General features: G+C 57.3%; 13 protein-coding genes. 10 read left to right on the top strand and 3 right to left on the bottom strand.

What is annotated here, in order from left to right:
- Positions 1 to 186: 186 nt before the first annotated feature.
- The gene (locus RW023_RS01635; RefSeq protein WP_315579583.1) at positions 187 to 684 is read right to left on the bottom strand and encodes an inorganic diphosphatase; all 498 of its coding nucleotides are present in this window, start codon (positions 682 to 684) and stop codon (positions 187 to 189) included.
- 117 nt (positions 685 to 801) lie between these two features.
- Between RW023_RS01635 and dacB the strand changes: the two genes are divergently transcribed.
- The 10 genes from dacB (at position 802) to RW023_RS01585 (ending at position 12,248) form a co-directional block, all read left to right on the top strand.
- A complete protein-coding gene (gene dacB / locus RW023_RS01630) occupies positions 802 to 2,181 on the top strand; it encodes a D-alanyl-D-alanine carboxypeptidase/D-alanyl-D-alanine-endopeptidase (protein ID WP_315579582.1) in 1,380 nt (459 codons plus the stop codon).
- A 92-nt stretch (positions 2,182 to 2,273) separates the two neighbouring features.
- Positions 2,274 to 3,101, top strand: coding sequence for a hypothetical protein (locus tag RW023_RS01625; protein WP_315579581.1), 828 nt, complete (start codon positions 2,274 to 2,276; stop codon positions 3,099 to 3,101).
- On the top strand, positions 3,083 to 4,198 hold the full coding sequence (gene tilS, locus RW023_RS01620) for a tRNA lysidine(34) synthetase TilS (RefSeq protein ID WP_315579580.1): 1,116 nt from the start codon (positions 3,083 to 3,085) through the stop codon (positions 4,196 to 4,198). Before RW023_RS01625 ends, tilS begins: the two co-directional genes overlap by 19 nt.
- A 66-nt stretch (positions 4,199 to 4,264) precedes the next feature.
- Positions 4,265 to 4,819, top strand: a complete 555-nt coding sequence (gene hpt, locus RW023_RS01615; protein WP_019126898.1) for a hypoxanthine phosphoribosyltransferase — start codon at positions 4,265 to 4,267, stop codon at positions 4,817 to 4,819.
- An 11-nt stretch (positions 4,820 to 4,830) separates the two neighbouring features.
- Entirely contained in the window at positions 4,831 to 6,900 is a 2,070-nt protein-coding gene (gene ftsH / locus RW023_RS01610; RefSeq protein WP_315579579.1) for an ATP-dependent zinc metalloprotease FtsH, read from the top strand.
- Positions 6,897 to 7,469, top strand: coding sequence for a GTP cyclohydrolase I FolE (folE, locus tag RW023_RS01605; RefSeq protein ID WP_291458247.1), 573 nt, complete (start codon positions 6,897 to 6,899; stop codon positions 7,467 to 7,469). Before ftsH ends, folE begins: the two co-directional genes overlap by 4 nt.
- Positions 7,466 to 8,326, top strand: coding sequence for a dihydropteroate synthase (gene folP / locus RW023_RS01600; protein ID WP_315579578.1), 861 nt, complete (start codon positions 7,466 to 7,468; stop codon positions 8,324 to 8,326). Before folE ends, folP begins: the two co-directional genes overlap by 4 nt.
- 7 nt (positions 8,327 to 8,333) lie before the next feature.
- Positions 8,334 to 10,832, top strand: a complete 2,499-nt coding sequence (gene folK, locus RW023_RS01595; RefSeq protein ID WP_315579577.1) for a 2-amino-4-hydroxy-6-hydroxymethyldihydropteridine diphosphokinase — start codon at positions 8,334 to 8,336, stop codon at positions 10,830 to 10,832.
- Positions 10,829 to 11,371: a DUF3180 domain-containing protein gene (locus RW023_RS01590; RefSeq protein ID WP_315579576.1), complete on the top strand. Its 543-nt coding sequence runs from the start codon at positions 10,829 to 10,831 to the stop codon at positions 11,369 to 11,371. Before folK ends, RW023_RS01590 begins: the two co-directional genes overlap by 4 nt.
- A 184-nt stretch (positions 11,372 to 11,555) precedes the next feature.
- Entirely contained in the window at positions 11,556 to 12,248 is a 693-nt protein-coding gene (locus tag RW023_RS01585; protein WP_315579575.1) for a phage prohead protein, read from the top strand.
- Positions 12,249 to 12,335: 87 nt separating this feature from the next.
- Here RW023_RS01585 and disA read toward each other — a convergent pair whose 3' ends face one another.
- Positions 12,336 to 13,406 (bottom strand): DNA integrity scanning diadenylate cyclase DisA, encoded by a 1,071-nt coding sequence (gene disA / locus RW023_RS01580; RefSeq protein WP_315579574.1) that lies wholly within the window; start codon positions 13,404 to 13,406, stop codon positions 12,336 to 12,338.
- Between the two features lie 70 nt (positions 13,407 to 13,476).
- On the bottom strand, positions 13,477 to 14,835 hold the full coding sequence (gene radA, locus RW023_RS01575) for a DNA repair protein RadA (protein ID WP_315579573.1): 1,359 nt from the start codon (positions 14,833 to 14,835) through the stop codon (positions 13,477 to 13,479).
- Positions 14,836 to 14,924: the final 89 nt, after the last annotated feature.

Here is a 14,924-nt window from a genome sequence, read left to right as displayed (position 1 = left end):
CTGGGTGGTGAGCGGCGTGGAAACCGGGATGGGCGTGGGGGTAAGCGGCTCGACACATGTTGTCGGCGAATGTCACGGGTTATAGCCTGTGTCATTTACCGACTTCGTGTGTCTGTTTTGCAAACAGAAAAGGGCTGGTGTTCGTGAGAACACCAGCCCAATCCCGTTGAAAAAGTGTTTAAGCGATCAGTGCGCGTTGAAACCTTGCTCTTCTGCGCGCTGGTAGGAACGACGAATTTCTTCCTCGGCCTCTTCTCGTCCAACCCAGTGTGCGCCCTCAACGCTCTTGCCGGGCTCGAGGTCCTTGTAGACCTCAAAGAAGTGCTGGATTTCAAGACGGTGGAACTCTGAGACGTCTTCGATCTCGGTACGCCATGCTGCACGCTGGTCGGATGCGGGAACGCACAGGACTTTATCGTCACCGCCCTTTTCGTCGCGCATACGGAACATGCCCAGTGCGCGGCAGCGGATTACGCAGCCCGGGAAGGTCGACTCTTCAAGCAAAACTAGCGCATCCAAGGGGTCGCCGTCTTCGCCCAAGGTATCGTCGATGAAGCCGTAGTCATCGGGATAGCGAGTCGAGGTGAAGAGCATACGATCCAAACGGATGCGTCCCGTTTCGTGGTCGATCTCGTACTTGTTTCGGTTTCCCTTAGGAATCTCGATGGTCACGTCGAATTCCATTAGAGCCTCTCCTGACTGGTTGAGTCGTTGATCCACCACGTGGATGTCGATTACGTATTACTACCCCTCGAAGCATTAGGGTTATTCCTAGACCATTGATGGAAGGACAATCCCCACATGCGACGCGGGACTACTGCTGCGATTGTAGGCGCTACTAGCGCCGCGGTGCTGATCGCAGCCTATTTTGTGGCAGATGTGCATGATATCGCACCCGGCATCTTCACACTTTCTCAAGCATCTGCACCATCTGCAGCCCCCACAGCCTCTGCTGTACCCGCTCCTACATTGAATGTTTCACAGTCGCAGAGTGATAGTCAAGCTCCCAGCGCCCAACAACTCCAAGAAGCGTGGGCTCCTGCGGCCTCGGCAGCTGAAGAAGGCGGTTGGAACGCGTGGGCACTTGTTGTTGACGCGAACAATGGTCAGACGCTCTTCCAAAGTAATGCGGAAAGTGCGCACACCCCGGCTTCGATCACCAAGATTCTCACGGCCTATACCGCTCTCAGTCACCTGGACCCCAATGCGCACCTGACCACTTCGGTTGCGCAAAGTGATGATGATATCTACCTCGAAGGGGAAGGCGACCTTCTTTTGGGTGAGGGAACCAATTCCCTTGAGGTCAGCGGGCGCGCAGGCCTCGAAACCCTTGCAAAAGACACGGCAAATGCCTTGACCTCTAAGGGCATTTCTCACGTCGAACTTCACGCGGCTCCCGCGCTCTTTGCCGACAGCAAGCGCCCCGCTTCGTGGAGCGAACAGCAGGTTGCCAGCTACGAAGGCCAGCTTGCTCCCTATGCGATCGATGCGGGTCGCACCTACCCGAACTCCAATGAGTTCTACCCCGACTCAATCTCCAATGTCGCGGAGGTTTTCGCGCAAAAGCTCAGTGAACAGGGGATCTCCGTCGATTTTGGTGTCCGAGGCGCAGCCCCGCAGGGTGCGAACCGGATTGCATCCGTTCAGTCCGCAAGCCTTGATGAGCAGATTCGCTGGATGCTCTACCACTCAGATAACACCCTTGCAGACCAGTATTGTCACTTTGCGGCGCGCCAGGCAGGCTCTGAAGTGACATTCGATGGTGCGGTCAAGAATCTTGAAAAGACCTTGGCGGATCGCGGAATTCCCACAGATCAGCTCTCGCTGGAGGATTGCTCGGGCCTGTCCTCGAATGACCGGATTGCGCCAAAGACCTTGGCGGCAATTCTTTCCCAGGGTTTCGAGGCCTCGCAGCCCGTTGCGCCACGAGTGGTCCGAAACCTGCCCTGGGCGGGCGTGCAGGGAACCCTCGCACACCGCTTGAATGACGAGGTCGTGGCTGGCAATGCGCAAGCGAAGACGGGCTCTCTTTCGCAGGTCTCTTCACTTGCCGGCGTGGTGTCGACGTCGAAGGGGCACCAGGTGATTTTTGTCGTCGGTTTCGACAAAGTTCCCGATGATGGCGCATATTCAACTCGCAGCTATCTGAATGATTTTGTCACTGCCATTGCGGAGATGTGAGTGCTACGAAGTATTCGCTGAGCGGTGGTGAAGCTGTGGCTTCAGTCGAAAAGGCTGCATACAAGCGCAGAGCAATTCGATAGCATAGAGACATGCCGTTGTATCCCTCGCTCACACAGATTGCGCGCCTGAGCGCGATGGGCATGTTTTCTGGACCGCAGGCTTCAGCCTCATCGGCGCAGGCGATTGTCTCACGTCTTCGACGTGGGCAAGAATGGGCTTCTAGGCGTCTGCCTTCCCTGATCACTCGCTTCGCTGAGTTCCCCTCTTCTGATGTGCAGGACGGCGTGCACGTGGATTTGCCGATCATTGAGCGTCGCAGCGCAATGATCCAGTGGGCAGATTTTGCCGATGAATGGGGAGTATGCGCACGCAGTCTTCCCAGCGCAGCCACCCTGTGCGCGGCTTTAGGAGTGCTGGCAAAACATTCTCTGAGCGTGAGCGGACCTAGCGGTGCTGCTGCCTATCTTGTCGCCCCGAATGTTTTAGAAGCGGGTGTGCGCGCCAAGTTCGATCTGGGAGATTGGGCAAAGTGGGTGTCTTTGCGTGCGGGGGTTGACACTTGGCTGTCCATGCGAACGCCTTTTTATCGGGAGTACTGCCGCGAACTTGTCGCCGCCGCGCCGATTGATGCAATTGATGCTGAAGAGCTTGCGCGTCAGCTGCTTCTTCGTGAGTGTCTCATCGATGTTTTTATGGATTCATTGACTCCGAAAGATCTGTCTTCGGTCAATTGGATTACTGCGCATCGGCCTGCAGATTTTATGGTCGATGGGGCTCTGATCAGCCTGCTTGGGGGAGTGGCTCCCGGAGGAATTACACAGCTTCGCCGTGAGATGGCGAATGAAGTCCATCAGATCTTGATCGGCCCCGGTCTTGAATCGATTCTCAACAACCGGATGTGGCCGAGTTTCCAGTGATCACAATTCCCGCTAATCCCAAGGGAGATGTACGTACTCTCTCGCTGGAAGTGCGTCCGCACGTTCAGTGGGCCATTCAGCACTGCGATGCCTTACTTATTGCCGTATCCGGGGGCGCAGACTCGACTGCGCTCGCAGCGGTGACCATTGATCACTGCCTGCGCGCGGGCTCTACTCCCCACACCTTGACTGTTGATCACGGGATCCGAGCTGGTTCGGATATCGAGGCACGCGAGGTGAGTGAGCGCATGGCGTCGCTCGGTGCCCACGCCGAATGGGTGAGCGTCACACTTGCGGCAGAAGGGGGGCCCGAGGCCTCGGCTCGCGATGCGCGTCGGCGTGCTCTTGTGGACCATGCCAGATCTTTGGGAGGGCGCGTTGCGGTCTTCCTTGGACACACGATGGATGATCAGGCTGAAACCGTGCTTTTGCGTTTGGCGCGCGGCTCTGGAGTTGGGTCATTGAAAGCGATGAGCTTATGTGATGACGCGGGAGAGATCGTCTGGATTCGACCAATTATAAAATGTCGACGTATTGAGACTATTGGTGTATGTCGCGAGCTTGGTCTTCCCTGGGTTGATGATCCCTCGAACGCTATGGATGGTCCTTGGAGGGCCTCTGATGGAAGTGCACTACGTCGAAGCGCGATCCGAGAATGCGCACTTCCCAGTTTGCAGAAAAGCTTGGGGATCGACCCTGTGCCCTCCCTTGCGCGCACTGCGGAGCTTTCCGCAGCGGATGACGAGGCCTTGGATCAGTGGGCGAACCAGGTGTGGACAGGCGCGTGGGAAGCGATGCCGCTAGGGGAGGATACTGCCTCGGGAATGGGAATCCTCAAAATCGAGTGCCTGCTGCAGATTCCCCAGGCGGTGCAGATGCGCGTCCTACACCGTTACCTGAGCGCACTTGGCGCACCGAGCTACGTACATCTGCAAGAGGCACGCGCACTTATCGACCACTGGACAGGACAAGGGCCCATCTCGATTCCAGGGGGAACACTCTTACGCAAGGGGAAAGGAAAGCAGGCGTATCTCATTGCCATGACACCTGCTGACTCTTCCTTGTTGCGCCAAGAGCGAGAAACTCTGCCATGCTGAGCGCCTCTTCGCGTATATGTGGCACTCTTATAAAGTCGGGACCCGCACAGGAAAGGACATGGGACTGTGGACGCACAGGACATGGGAAACGCACTCGAACGCATTCTGGTTACGGAAGACGAGCTGGCACGCCGAATGGCTGAGCTTGCCGCTGAAATTGATGCCGATTACCAGGGCAAAGAAATTCTTCTTGTGGGTGTCCTCAAGGGCGCGGTCATGGTCGTTGCCGACCTCTCGCGCCACCTCCACACTCCTCTCTCGATGGACTGGATGGCTGTTTCCTCCTACGGTGCAGGCACTAAGTCGACCGGCGTTGTCCGTATCCTCAAAGACCTCGATACAGACGTCACCGGCCGTGATGTCCTGATTGTCGAAGACATCATTGACTCTGGACTGACTCTGTCGTGGCTTCGCGAAAACCTTCTGGCTCGAGGCGCAGCCTCTGTGGAAATTGCTGCTGCCCTGCGCAAGCCCGAAGCCCTCAAGGTCCCGGTCGAGGTCAAGTACGTCGGTTTCGATATCCCGAATGAATTCGTTGTGGGCTACGGACTGGACTACGCAGAGCACTACCGTCAACTTCCCTTCGTTGGGACCCTGGCACCGCACGTATACGGCGGCTGAAAGGTAAATCCATGGCAGATAACACTCAGAACAAGAAGAAGAGGAACACCTGGGGGCTTGTTGCAATCCCGTTGCTTCCTCTGGTGATTGCCCTGTTCTTCCTGTGGACGTGGTTCCAGCCGCAATCGGTGGATACTTCCGAAGGTCTTCAGATCCTGAAGGAAGCTGAGATTGAACGCGTCGTCGTGAACGATGGAACTCAGCAGGTCAACTTGGTGTTGAAGGACCCGTGGACCCACAAGTCCACTGGTGCCAATGACCCCGAACGAAGCCTAGGTCGGAACATCAGCTTCACCTATGCGCGCACGCAATCGCAGTCAATTGTTGAGTCGATTGAGAATGCTAATCCCGGTAAAGGCTGGGATGCGTACTACCCGCAGTCCTCCTTCCTGAGTTCTACCCTTGCCGCGATCCTTCCCTTGGCACTGGTCATGGGGCTTTTCTGGTTCTTTATGAGGCGTGTGGGTGGATCCCAGATGATGGGGCCCTTTGGCCAGAGCCGCACCAAGGACTTTAACCAGGAACGCCCGAACGTCACCTTTGCAGACGTGGCTGGTGAAGACGAGGCCGTTGAGGAACTTGAAGAAGTTCGCGAGTTCCTGATTGCCCCCGAGAAGTTCCGCAAGGTCGGTGCGCGCATTCCTCGCGGTGTTCTGCTCTACGGGCCTCCTGGAACCGGTAAGACCCTGCTGGCGAAGGCTGTGGCGGGTGAAGCTGAGGCTCCCTTCTTCTCCATCGCAGGTTCGGAATTCCTTGAGATGTATGTCGGTGTTGGCGCTTCGCGTGTGCGTGATCTTGTATCCCGCGCAAAGAAGGTTGCTCCCGCGATTATCTTCGTCGATGAAATTGATTCGATCGGTCGTCACCGCGGTTCTGGTTATGGTGGTGGTTCTGATGAACGCGACCAGACGCTCAACCAGCTGCTCGTTGAGATGGACGGCTTTGACGATTCCTCGAACCTGATCTTCATCGCGGCGACAAACCGTCCCGATATTCTTGATCCCGCCCTTCTGCGTCCGGGCCGTTTTGACCGACAGATTGCGGTTGAAGCCCCCGATCTGAAGGGACGCGAGGCAATCCTGCGCGTGCACTCTGCGGGCAAGCCCCTGACCGATGATGTTGATCTGCATATGATCGCAAAGCGCACTCCCGGCTTCACCGGTGCGGATCTGGCAAATGTCTTGAACGAGGCCGCGTTGCTGACGGCTCGTTCAAATGCTGACTTGATTGATAACCGCGCGATCGACGAGGCCATTGACCGTGTGATTGCCGGCCCGCAAAAGCGCACTCGTGTCATGAATGACCACGACAAGCTGGTGACCGCGTATCACGAGGGCGGTCACGCCCTGTGTGCAGCGGCATTGCGCTACACGGATCCGGTCACGAAGGTCACCATTCTTCCGCGTGGACGCGCGCTGGGCTACACCATGGTGCTGCCCACCGAAGACCGCTACTCCAAGACCAGGAATCAGATTCTTGACGATCTGGTCTATGCAATGGGAGGTCGCGTTGCCGAAGAAATCGTCTTCCGTGATCCTTCAACCGGTGCCTCGAACGATATCCAGAAGGCCAGCTCTCAGGCTCGTGCGCTCGTTACTGAATATGGCATGTCCGATCGCGTGGGTAACGTTCGTTTGACTGCGGATGATTCGGATCCGATGACCGGTTATGGTACCGGTCGAGGTGCTGAGCGTTCCTATTCTGATGAGCTTGCTTCTGTTGTTGACCAGGAAGTGCGTGCCCTCTTGGATAACGCAACCCGTGAGGCTTGGGAGATTTTGACTAAGAACCGCGCGGTTCTGGATCGTTTGGCCCAGCGTCTTTTGGAAGAAGAAACCCTGGATGAAGCTCAGCTTGCTGAGATCTTCAAGGATGTCATCAAGCAAGATGAACGTCCGGTGTGGAATTACGGTGCGGAAGGAGCGGTTCAGGGCGCGGTTATGGGAAATCCGATCGCTATGCCCCTCAGTGATCGCGCGCAGTCCGAATCTGCTGATGATCCAGCGGCTGAACAAGCTGCTCCCGCAGAGGTTCTGGATGACCCCGATGGTGGTATCGCACCCGAGGAGAATGCCCAGTGAGTTACGATCAACAAGGAGTTGAAGACGCCTCACGCGCGCTTCTTGAAGCCGTCGGTGAAGACATTAACCGTGAGGGGCTTCGCAATACTCCTGCGCGGATGGGTCGTGCGTGGCGTGAACTTCTCAGCGGCCTCGAAGAAGATCCTCGTGACCATCTCAAGACCACCTTCGAAGTGGGCACTGATGAGATTGTCATGGTCCGCGATATTCCCTTCTACTCTGTGTGCGAGCATCACTTGCTGCCTTTCTATGGGCATGCGCACGTGGGGTACATCCCCAAGGGCGGCCGCGTCACGGGGCTTTCAAAGCTCGCGCGCGTCGTCGAAGGCTATGCGCGTCGCCCGCAGGTTCAGGAACGTCTGACAGCTCAGATCGCGGATGCGATCGATGAGGTTCTTGCACCTCAGGGTGTCATTGTCGTTGTCGAGGCCGAGCACATGTGCATGACGATGCGAGGGATCTCCAAGCCGGGCTCCTCGACAGTGACCTCCGCACTTCGCGGAATTGTCAAGCGTGACGCCACTCGTGCGGAAATGATGTCTTTGGCATTGGGCGGGGTCCGCCGATGACTTCTGTCGAGGCCTCTTCCTCCTGGGCACTCGCGGGAGGTGCACAACCGCCTCGTCTTCCCGAAGGGATTGATCTGCCAAGGGATCGAATGCTTGTCATGGGCATTTTGAATGTCACCCCAGATTCCTTCTCGGATGGGGGACGTTTTCTGGATCCGGGGGCAGCACTCGACCATGCTCAGCAAATGCTTGAGGAAGGCGCGGACCTGGTCGACTTGGGCGGCGAATCAACACGTCCGAACTCCACGCGAATCAGCGAGGACGAAGAATGGGGGCGAATCGGCTCGATTATTCAACGCCTTGCTGCATCGGGGGTTGTTGTTTCTGTGGATACCCTGCACGCGCTGACAGCACGTCGTGCGGCAGACGCGGGTGCTGCGATCATCAATGATGTCAGTGGAGGACGCTGGGATCCGCAGATGAATGCTGCCGTTGCCTCGACATCCTGTGCCTATGTTATTCAGCACTATCGAGCGCTTCCGGGGATGCCTGAAGAGTCTTTCGACTACGGTGATCAGCCCATCGCAGTTGCTCTGAGAGAGCGTGTTTCCCTTCAGGTTCGTGATGCTCTCGAGGCCGGGGTTGATCCTGAGCGCATCATTGTTGACCCGGGACTGGGTTTTTCACTGAATAACGAACAATGCTGGTCTCTCGTCGCGTCGCTGCCCATTTTTGCTGAGCTTGGGTACCCTGTTCTTATAGGTGCGTCCCGAAAACGCTTCCTCGGTCAGTCCCCCCTTTCGGACCGAGATGAAGCAACTCTCGATATATCTCGGCGCGCGCTTTCAGACGGAATATGGGCCGTCAGGGTCCATGCCATAAGCCAACAAGCAAAGCTTGTACGTGCAGGGAGGTGAGGGCACAGTGGGACAGCTCGATGTGATCGCGTTACGCGGTATTACAGCTGAGGCTGTCCACGGAGTTCTCGAAAAGGAGTGGAGCGCTCCTCAAACCTTCACTGTTGACCTGCTTTTGTGGGTTGATACCGATCGTGCTGCACTCAGTGATGACATTGCCGATACGGTTTCTTACGCCGAAATTGCAGAGAAAGCTCACGCGATCCTTGTGGGCCCCTCGGTTCGTCTGATTGAAACACTTGGCCACAAGATCGCTGATGCGGCTCTTGAAGATTCGCGTGTTCGTGGCGTGGAGGTTATTGTCCACAAGCCTGAAGCGCCAATTGAGGTTCCCTTTACCGATGTTTCGGTGACGATCCGCAAGGGCGATATCCCGCTTCCTTTCGTCGCGGCATCGAATGTTGTTCCCCCCAGCGCTCCCGATGCTGATGAGGATCTGTCACCTGCTCCCTCTGCGCCCAGTGCACCATCAGATGCCGTAGCTTCCCAGGAAGAGGAAGCCCAGGCCCCCGATTCGGATAAGCCTGTTCAGCTGCATTCTCCCGCAGCGCCGCAGCAGCCCGCCACGGCCTCGGAGCTAGTGGTGGACACCGCTCAGGAGGACAGCAAAGCAGCACAGCGCGAAGAGCCTGCCGAGGACGAACTTGACGCACCCTCGGTTCCACGCGCACTAGTGCTCGCACTTGGTGGAAATCTGGGCAATGTTCCCGTCACCCTTAAGCGAGCGATTGACGAAATGTCCAGCTGGGATGGCGTGGAAATTACTCAAGTTTCACCTCTGGTTCGTACTCGTGCTGTATTGCGTCCCGGACAAAAGCCTCAGCCTGATTATTGGAATGCCGTGGCTATGGGAACACTGTCTATGGCACCCCTTCAGCTCTTGGATCGAATCCACGCGCTTGAAGCACACTTGGGTCGTGTGCGTCATGAAGTCTGGGGCTCGCGCACCATCGATATCGACATCATTCAAATTGACGGCGTGAGCTCGGATGACCCACGTCTGACACTGCCGCATCCGCGTGCACACCAGCGTGCTTTTGTGCTCTCTCCGTGGCTGATGGCCCAGCCTAAGGCTGAGCTTTCCGGCTTCGGCGCCGCATCGGAGCTTATCGAACAGGCTCCGGATCGTGGTGGAATTCTTGACGCAGTGGGGGACTGGCTCGAAGATCCCGAATCGGTGATCGCTGATTCGGACGAACTTCTTCACAGGATGCGCCTTCCGCGCCTCGATCATGCTCAGCAGCTGCGTCCGCTGAAGCTTGAGACAAATTCCCAGTCCTCGCGTCCGAGTCGCCTGGATATGCTTCCCGAAGCATCGCGTTCTGGCCTTGCGCCCACTGATGAAGGCACCGATGTGACTTGGCATCGCTTGTGGGATCGCTGGGGGGCCCCGGTTGAATCCGTTGAATCGCGCCATGTTGAGCTGTCGAAGCCTTCTCCCTCAGCAGTTTCCGCCGCTCAACCCGCGCCTGAGCCCAAAGAAACTTCCGTGTCCTCTCCCGTGGATACTTCCGGTGAGGTGCCCGCGCAGCTCGCGAGCCGCCAGGTTCCTGCACCTTCTCCCGTGAGTGCACCTCCGCTTCGTCGACTGCGCCTGTCGGCCACCCCGTCTCCGGCAGATACGACTGCGGCTTCCACCAACCTCGCTTCGGGCATGGTCTCTTTGGAGCCTCGTCGTCCTGTCCCTTCTGCTGAGCCCGAACCCCCCGTGGTCGAGCGTCACTCGCTCCTCGAACGCATGCACAACAGCACGCTTCCTCAACCCATTCCCGAGGCCGCACCGCAGTCTGCCAATACCCCAAGCGCGCAAGAGCCAGCGCAGAATTCTCGCTCAACTTCACCGATTACAGCTGAGGTTCCCGTTGGGCGCCGGACTCGTCGCCCGCGTTGGCGTCCGGTAACCGAAGAAGGAACGGGTATCTCGACGGCTAATTCGCCGCGTCCTTTCCGTGCACGTACTGACCGTCTTGCAGCGCAGTCTCATCGTGCAAAGCCCTCGCACCGCGCTTCTGCTCCTCAAGAGCAACAGAATCCCGGAACGGAAGATACCCAGCCAAGGCGTAGTTCGCTCTTTGCTCGCCGTCCCGAGTCGGCCTCGTCAGCGGGAAATCAAGCCTCGGCCCCCACGCAGGGACGTGCACGTACAGAGAGTGCCCCACCTGCACAAAACGCTTCGGGCGCGAAGCCTTCGGCTGCCTCGGCCCAGCGGAAGTCCGCTTCACAGGCTCGCGCCTCGCGTGCGCTGCCGGGCTGGAACTTCTCTGAGGACGTACGTGTTGTGGATGATTCCAGTGCGCTGAGTCCGCGTGAGGACGTGGGTCGTCCTTCGCCGAGCTTGCCGCCTCGCTACAGTCATGTTCTTGATCCCAAACTCGATGACTCCATTGATCAGGGACCAATAACTCCCGGCTCGCAGACCCCCTCCTCTGTCAACCGCGACGTGACAATCCGTCCAAGCATTACCGGTCAGATTCCAGTCTTCCGTCGTCGTCCTGAGGATTCATGAAGCCACTGAGTATTGTGCTGTTGATCGCCGAGGCAGCGGCTGCCTCGGCGCTTGCCGCAGCCGCAACCGCCTTTGCGATTCGTCAGGGTGCGGGGCCGTGGATTATTCATCCCGCCCTGGCCCTGGTTTTTGTTGTTGTTGCTGGCGTACTTCTCTGGATGGGGATCCAGGTTCGGCGCTTTCGAGCGCATAAGACTACCTGGGTTGACGCTGTATCAGCCTTCCGAATCGCAATGTTCGCTCGCGCGAGTGCGCTTGGTGGTGGGATCAGCGCTGGACTTTTAGCAGGTATGTCATTGGCCTTCCTCGCTCGCTGGGAAGCACAGACCAGTGTTTACGCTGGAATTTGCGGACTGATGTGTGCGCTCGGTGCTGGTGTGTGGGGCATTGTCGGAGTGATCGTTGAACGCTGGTGCGTCATTGATCCAAAGGATGATGACACTGAGGTGATGAAGTCACGCACTCGGCGTGACAAGGGCACTCTTGGAGCACAACGTGTGAAAGCTCGTAAGAGCGATGCATCTGAGGGGAGAAGGTAGTCTCATGCCCAATAGGCCACGGTCTTCTTCGGCCTCAACATCACGTTCAAGGGCTCCTCGCGCAGGACGTCCGGGTGCTCGTCCCACAGCTCGTTCGGGTGGGACCCCTCCAAGAAAGCCGGCTGGGGGACAGGTGCCCCCTTCCCTGTGGGTCAGGCGTATTATCACCGGACTTGGATTGCTTGTGATCATTGCACTTGTTGTGTGGGGGATTGCAAAGGCCGTTTCAGCGGTCACTCAGTCTTCCGCGCCCGAGGCCACTCCCAGCGCTTCTGCAACTCCTTCGCCGACGCCCACCGCGACGGTGACGCGCTCTGGAACCGCAGCGCTTAAAGATGGTGAACAGGCCACGGCCGATGGAATTGTCGATGCGGAAGGGCGAGTTCGTATTCCCGCCTGTGCCTCGGCAGATCTGACGGTTCGACCGACCATTTCTGGTGGTGAAGTCGGCCAAGCACAGAACATTTCGGTCGCTATTGAAAACCGTGCGGGAGTCGCCTGTTCTTTTGAGTTTGGGCACATTGATTTCAAGATTTCCACCGGTGATGAAACGGTATATGACGGTTCGAAGTGCCAGCGTGATCGCGAGAGTGCGACCTTGCTCTTGATTCCCGGAGATACGTGGAATGGTGGTCTCACATGGGATGGCGGGCTCTACTCGGGGTGCGATGCGAAGGACCGGAATTCCGATGGTGCGACCGATCCTGCTCCAGCTGGAACATATCGTTTACAGCTGCTGTTGAATGGCCAGACGGTCGGAGATGAACGGGTATTCACTTTGACTCAGCCGGTTCAGCCAACAACTGAAGCAACGCCTGAGCCCTCGCCCAGCACTTCTGAAGCGACGAGCGCGCCGCAGGGTGAAGAAGGCCATTAGAATTCTTCCCCACTGAGGTTAGGGGCAATGGGGAATGCCCAAACGTAGGGCTTGTTGGGGGGAGCTTGTAGTTGTCTTACCAGCTGACTACCAGCCGACAATCCCCGTAGCAGCCATTGAGAATTGATTCTCGAGCGTTTCGCGGATGAGCTTTGCGCGGTAGGGGCCGATGCCTTCGATTTGCTGCAGATCCTCAACTGTTGCTTCACGCAGGTCCGCAAGGTTCTCCCAATGACTGGTGATGTCTTTGATGACATTCCATGGAAGACGAGGAACCAAAGAAAGAGCTCGCACGCCACGCGGTTGGATGGTGCGATCTAGGTCAGTGGGATCATAAACGCCCAAGCCCAGCACGTTAGCGATAGCCGCGAGATCAACCAGACGATCGCTGGCAAGCTCCGAGAGGGCTGCTTCTGCGGTTGAGACCGCGGAGGCATCACGGGTGTAGTCGCGAAGAACCAATGCGCGTTCGGACCCTGAACCGCGAACCAAATCATCGACCTGCAAAGCCAAAAGGCGTCCTTCTGAACCAAGTTCTTCAAGGTATTCGTTGATTTCAGAGGTGATGCGTCGGATCATCTCCATGCGCTGCATGACGGTTGCGACATCACGGATAGTTGCAGAATCACGCATTTCCAAGATCGTAAGTGTTTGAAGGACCTCATCCAGACGCTGGCTGTAACGGTCTAGGGTGTCGACGGCCAGATTAGCGCGAGACAGCAGTGCTTCGGGTTCTTCAACGATGTGATGGTACTTGCCGACGTAGATGGAAATAAGACGCATTGACGCCGAAACTGAGAGCACCGGAAGGTGGGTTTGGTAGGCGGTGCGTTGTGCAGTGCGGTGACGCATACCCGATTCATCGGTAGGGATGCTCTGATCGGGGAAAAGTTGGACATTTGCCTTGCGGATTCGCCAATCGGTGGGGTCGATGATGACCGCGCCGTCCATTTTGCACAATTCGCGTAGACGTGAGGCTGTGAATTCGATATCGAGATCGAAACCACCCGAGCACATTTCCTCAAGCTGAGGAGAGACACCAAGAACAATCAAGCCGCCGGTATGGGAGCGCTGGATGCGTTCCAATCCTTCGCGAAGGGGCGTGCCCGGTGCGATATCTTGAAGTGCGCTGCGCAGAAGAGCGGCATCTGATGTCATGAATCCTGCCTTTCGATGCGTGATTCCTGCTCTAAGTGTATTCGAGTATCCGCACAATGAAGGAAGAGACTCAGTGAATAGCGGCACGTAGCGCGCCGGCAAGGTCCGAGATTGGCAGAACCGTAATTCCGTCGATCCCCATGGCCTCTTCACTTCCCTGTGCGGGAATGATGGCAACCTTGAATCCAAGGCGCGCAGCCTCTTGAATTCTGCGACGTACGCCAGTACATGCCCGGACCTCCCCTGTGAGTCCCACTTCGCCGAAAGCAATCAGAGCGCTGCGTGTTGGAGTTCCCCGAATGGCCGAGACAATTCCGATTGCCGTTGCCAAGTCGGCAGCCGGCTCACTGATGCGGGCACCTCCGACAGTTGAGGCGTAAACGTCGCAATCCGAGGTATCAATACCGAGGCGTGCCTGAAGGACTGCCAAAATCATCGCTACGCGTGAGTGGTCAACTCCGACGGTGGTTCGACGAGGGGAACCCGCAGAAGTGTGAGCAACAAGAGCTTGGATCTCAGTGGGGAGGGGACGACGTCCCTCAAGAGTGACGGTGACGCACGAGCCTGGAACCGCAGATTGGGACTGGGAAAGGAACAAACCCGAAGGATCTGTCAAACCAACAATTCCTGTGTCACCCAGTTCGAAGCAGCCCACTTCATCGGTGGGGCCGTAACGATTTTTGACAGCTCGGAGCAAGCGAAGGCGCGTGTGTCGATCGCCTTCGAATTGGCAGACGACATCCACCAAGTGCTCGAGTAGGCGGGGTCCGGCAATGCCGCCATCTTTAGTCACATGGCCTACAAGGAGAATTGGGATTGATCGTTCCTTTGCAACGCGGATCAGCGCTGTTGCAACGGCGCGAACCTGTGCAACGCTACCAGCACTGCCGTCGAGCCGGTCGGATTGAAGAGTTTGAACCGAGTCGATGATGACCAGAGAAGGGTTGGTCGCGTCAATTTGCCCAAGAGCCGTGGAAAGCGATGTTTCATCCGCAAGGAAAAGTTGTGGGTGCAGGGCGCCAATACGTTCTGCGCGCCCCCTGACCTGTGAAGCAGACTCTTCGCCGGTGATGTACAAGACCGGTGCCTGGGCGGCGCAGGTCGAAGCAACGTCCAGAAGAAGAGTGGACTTTCCAACCCCGGGTTCACCGGCAAGAAGGATGACAGCTCCGGGAACAATACCCCCACCGAGAACACGGTCAAACTCGCTGATTCCCGTCGGCTTGGACCGCGCGCGCTCAGCACTGATGTTGTTGATGGGCTGAGCGGGCTGACGAGGCGTGAGTGCGACAGCCGCACCCGGAGCGGAAACAGAGGGGCCGGACTCTTCCATGGAGTTCCATTGATGGCACTCTCTGCACTGGCCAACCCATTTGGGTGAGGTCCAACCGCATTCGCTGCAGCGGTACACACTTTTTTCTTTCGCCATATCCCTACGCTAAACCACACCACCGGCATCTGCGTCCAGTTTGGCCTCGTGCGCACATAGAATTCCTATCCGTGCACGTTAATAACACG

Origin of the sequence: uncultured Actinomyces sp. (genome assembly GCF_963542285.1) — a bacterium.
GTDB lineage: Bacteria > Actinomycetota > Actinomycetes > Actinomycetales > Actinomycetaceae > Pauljensenia.
This window is presented reverse-complemented; position numbering and strand designations above follow the sequence as displayed.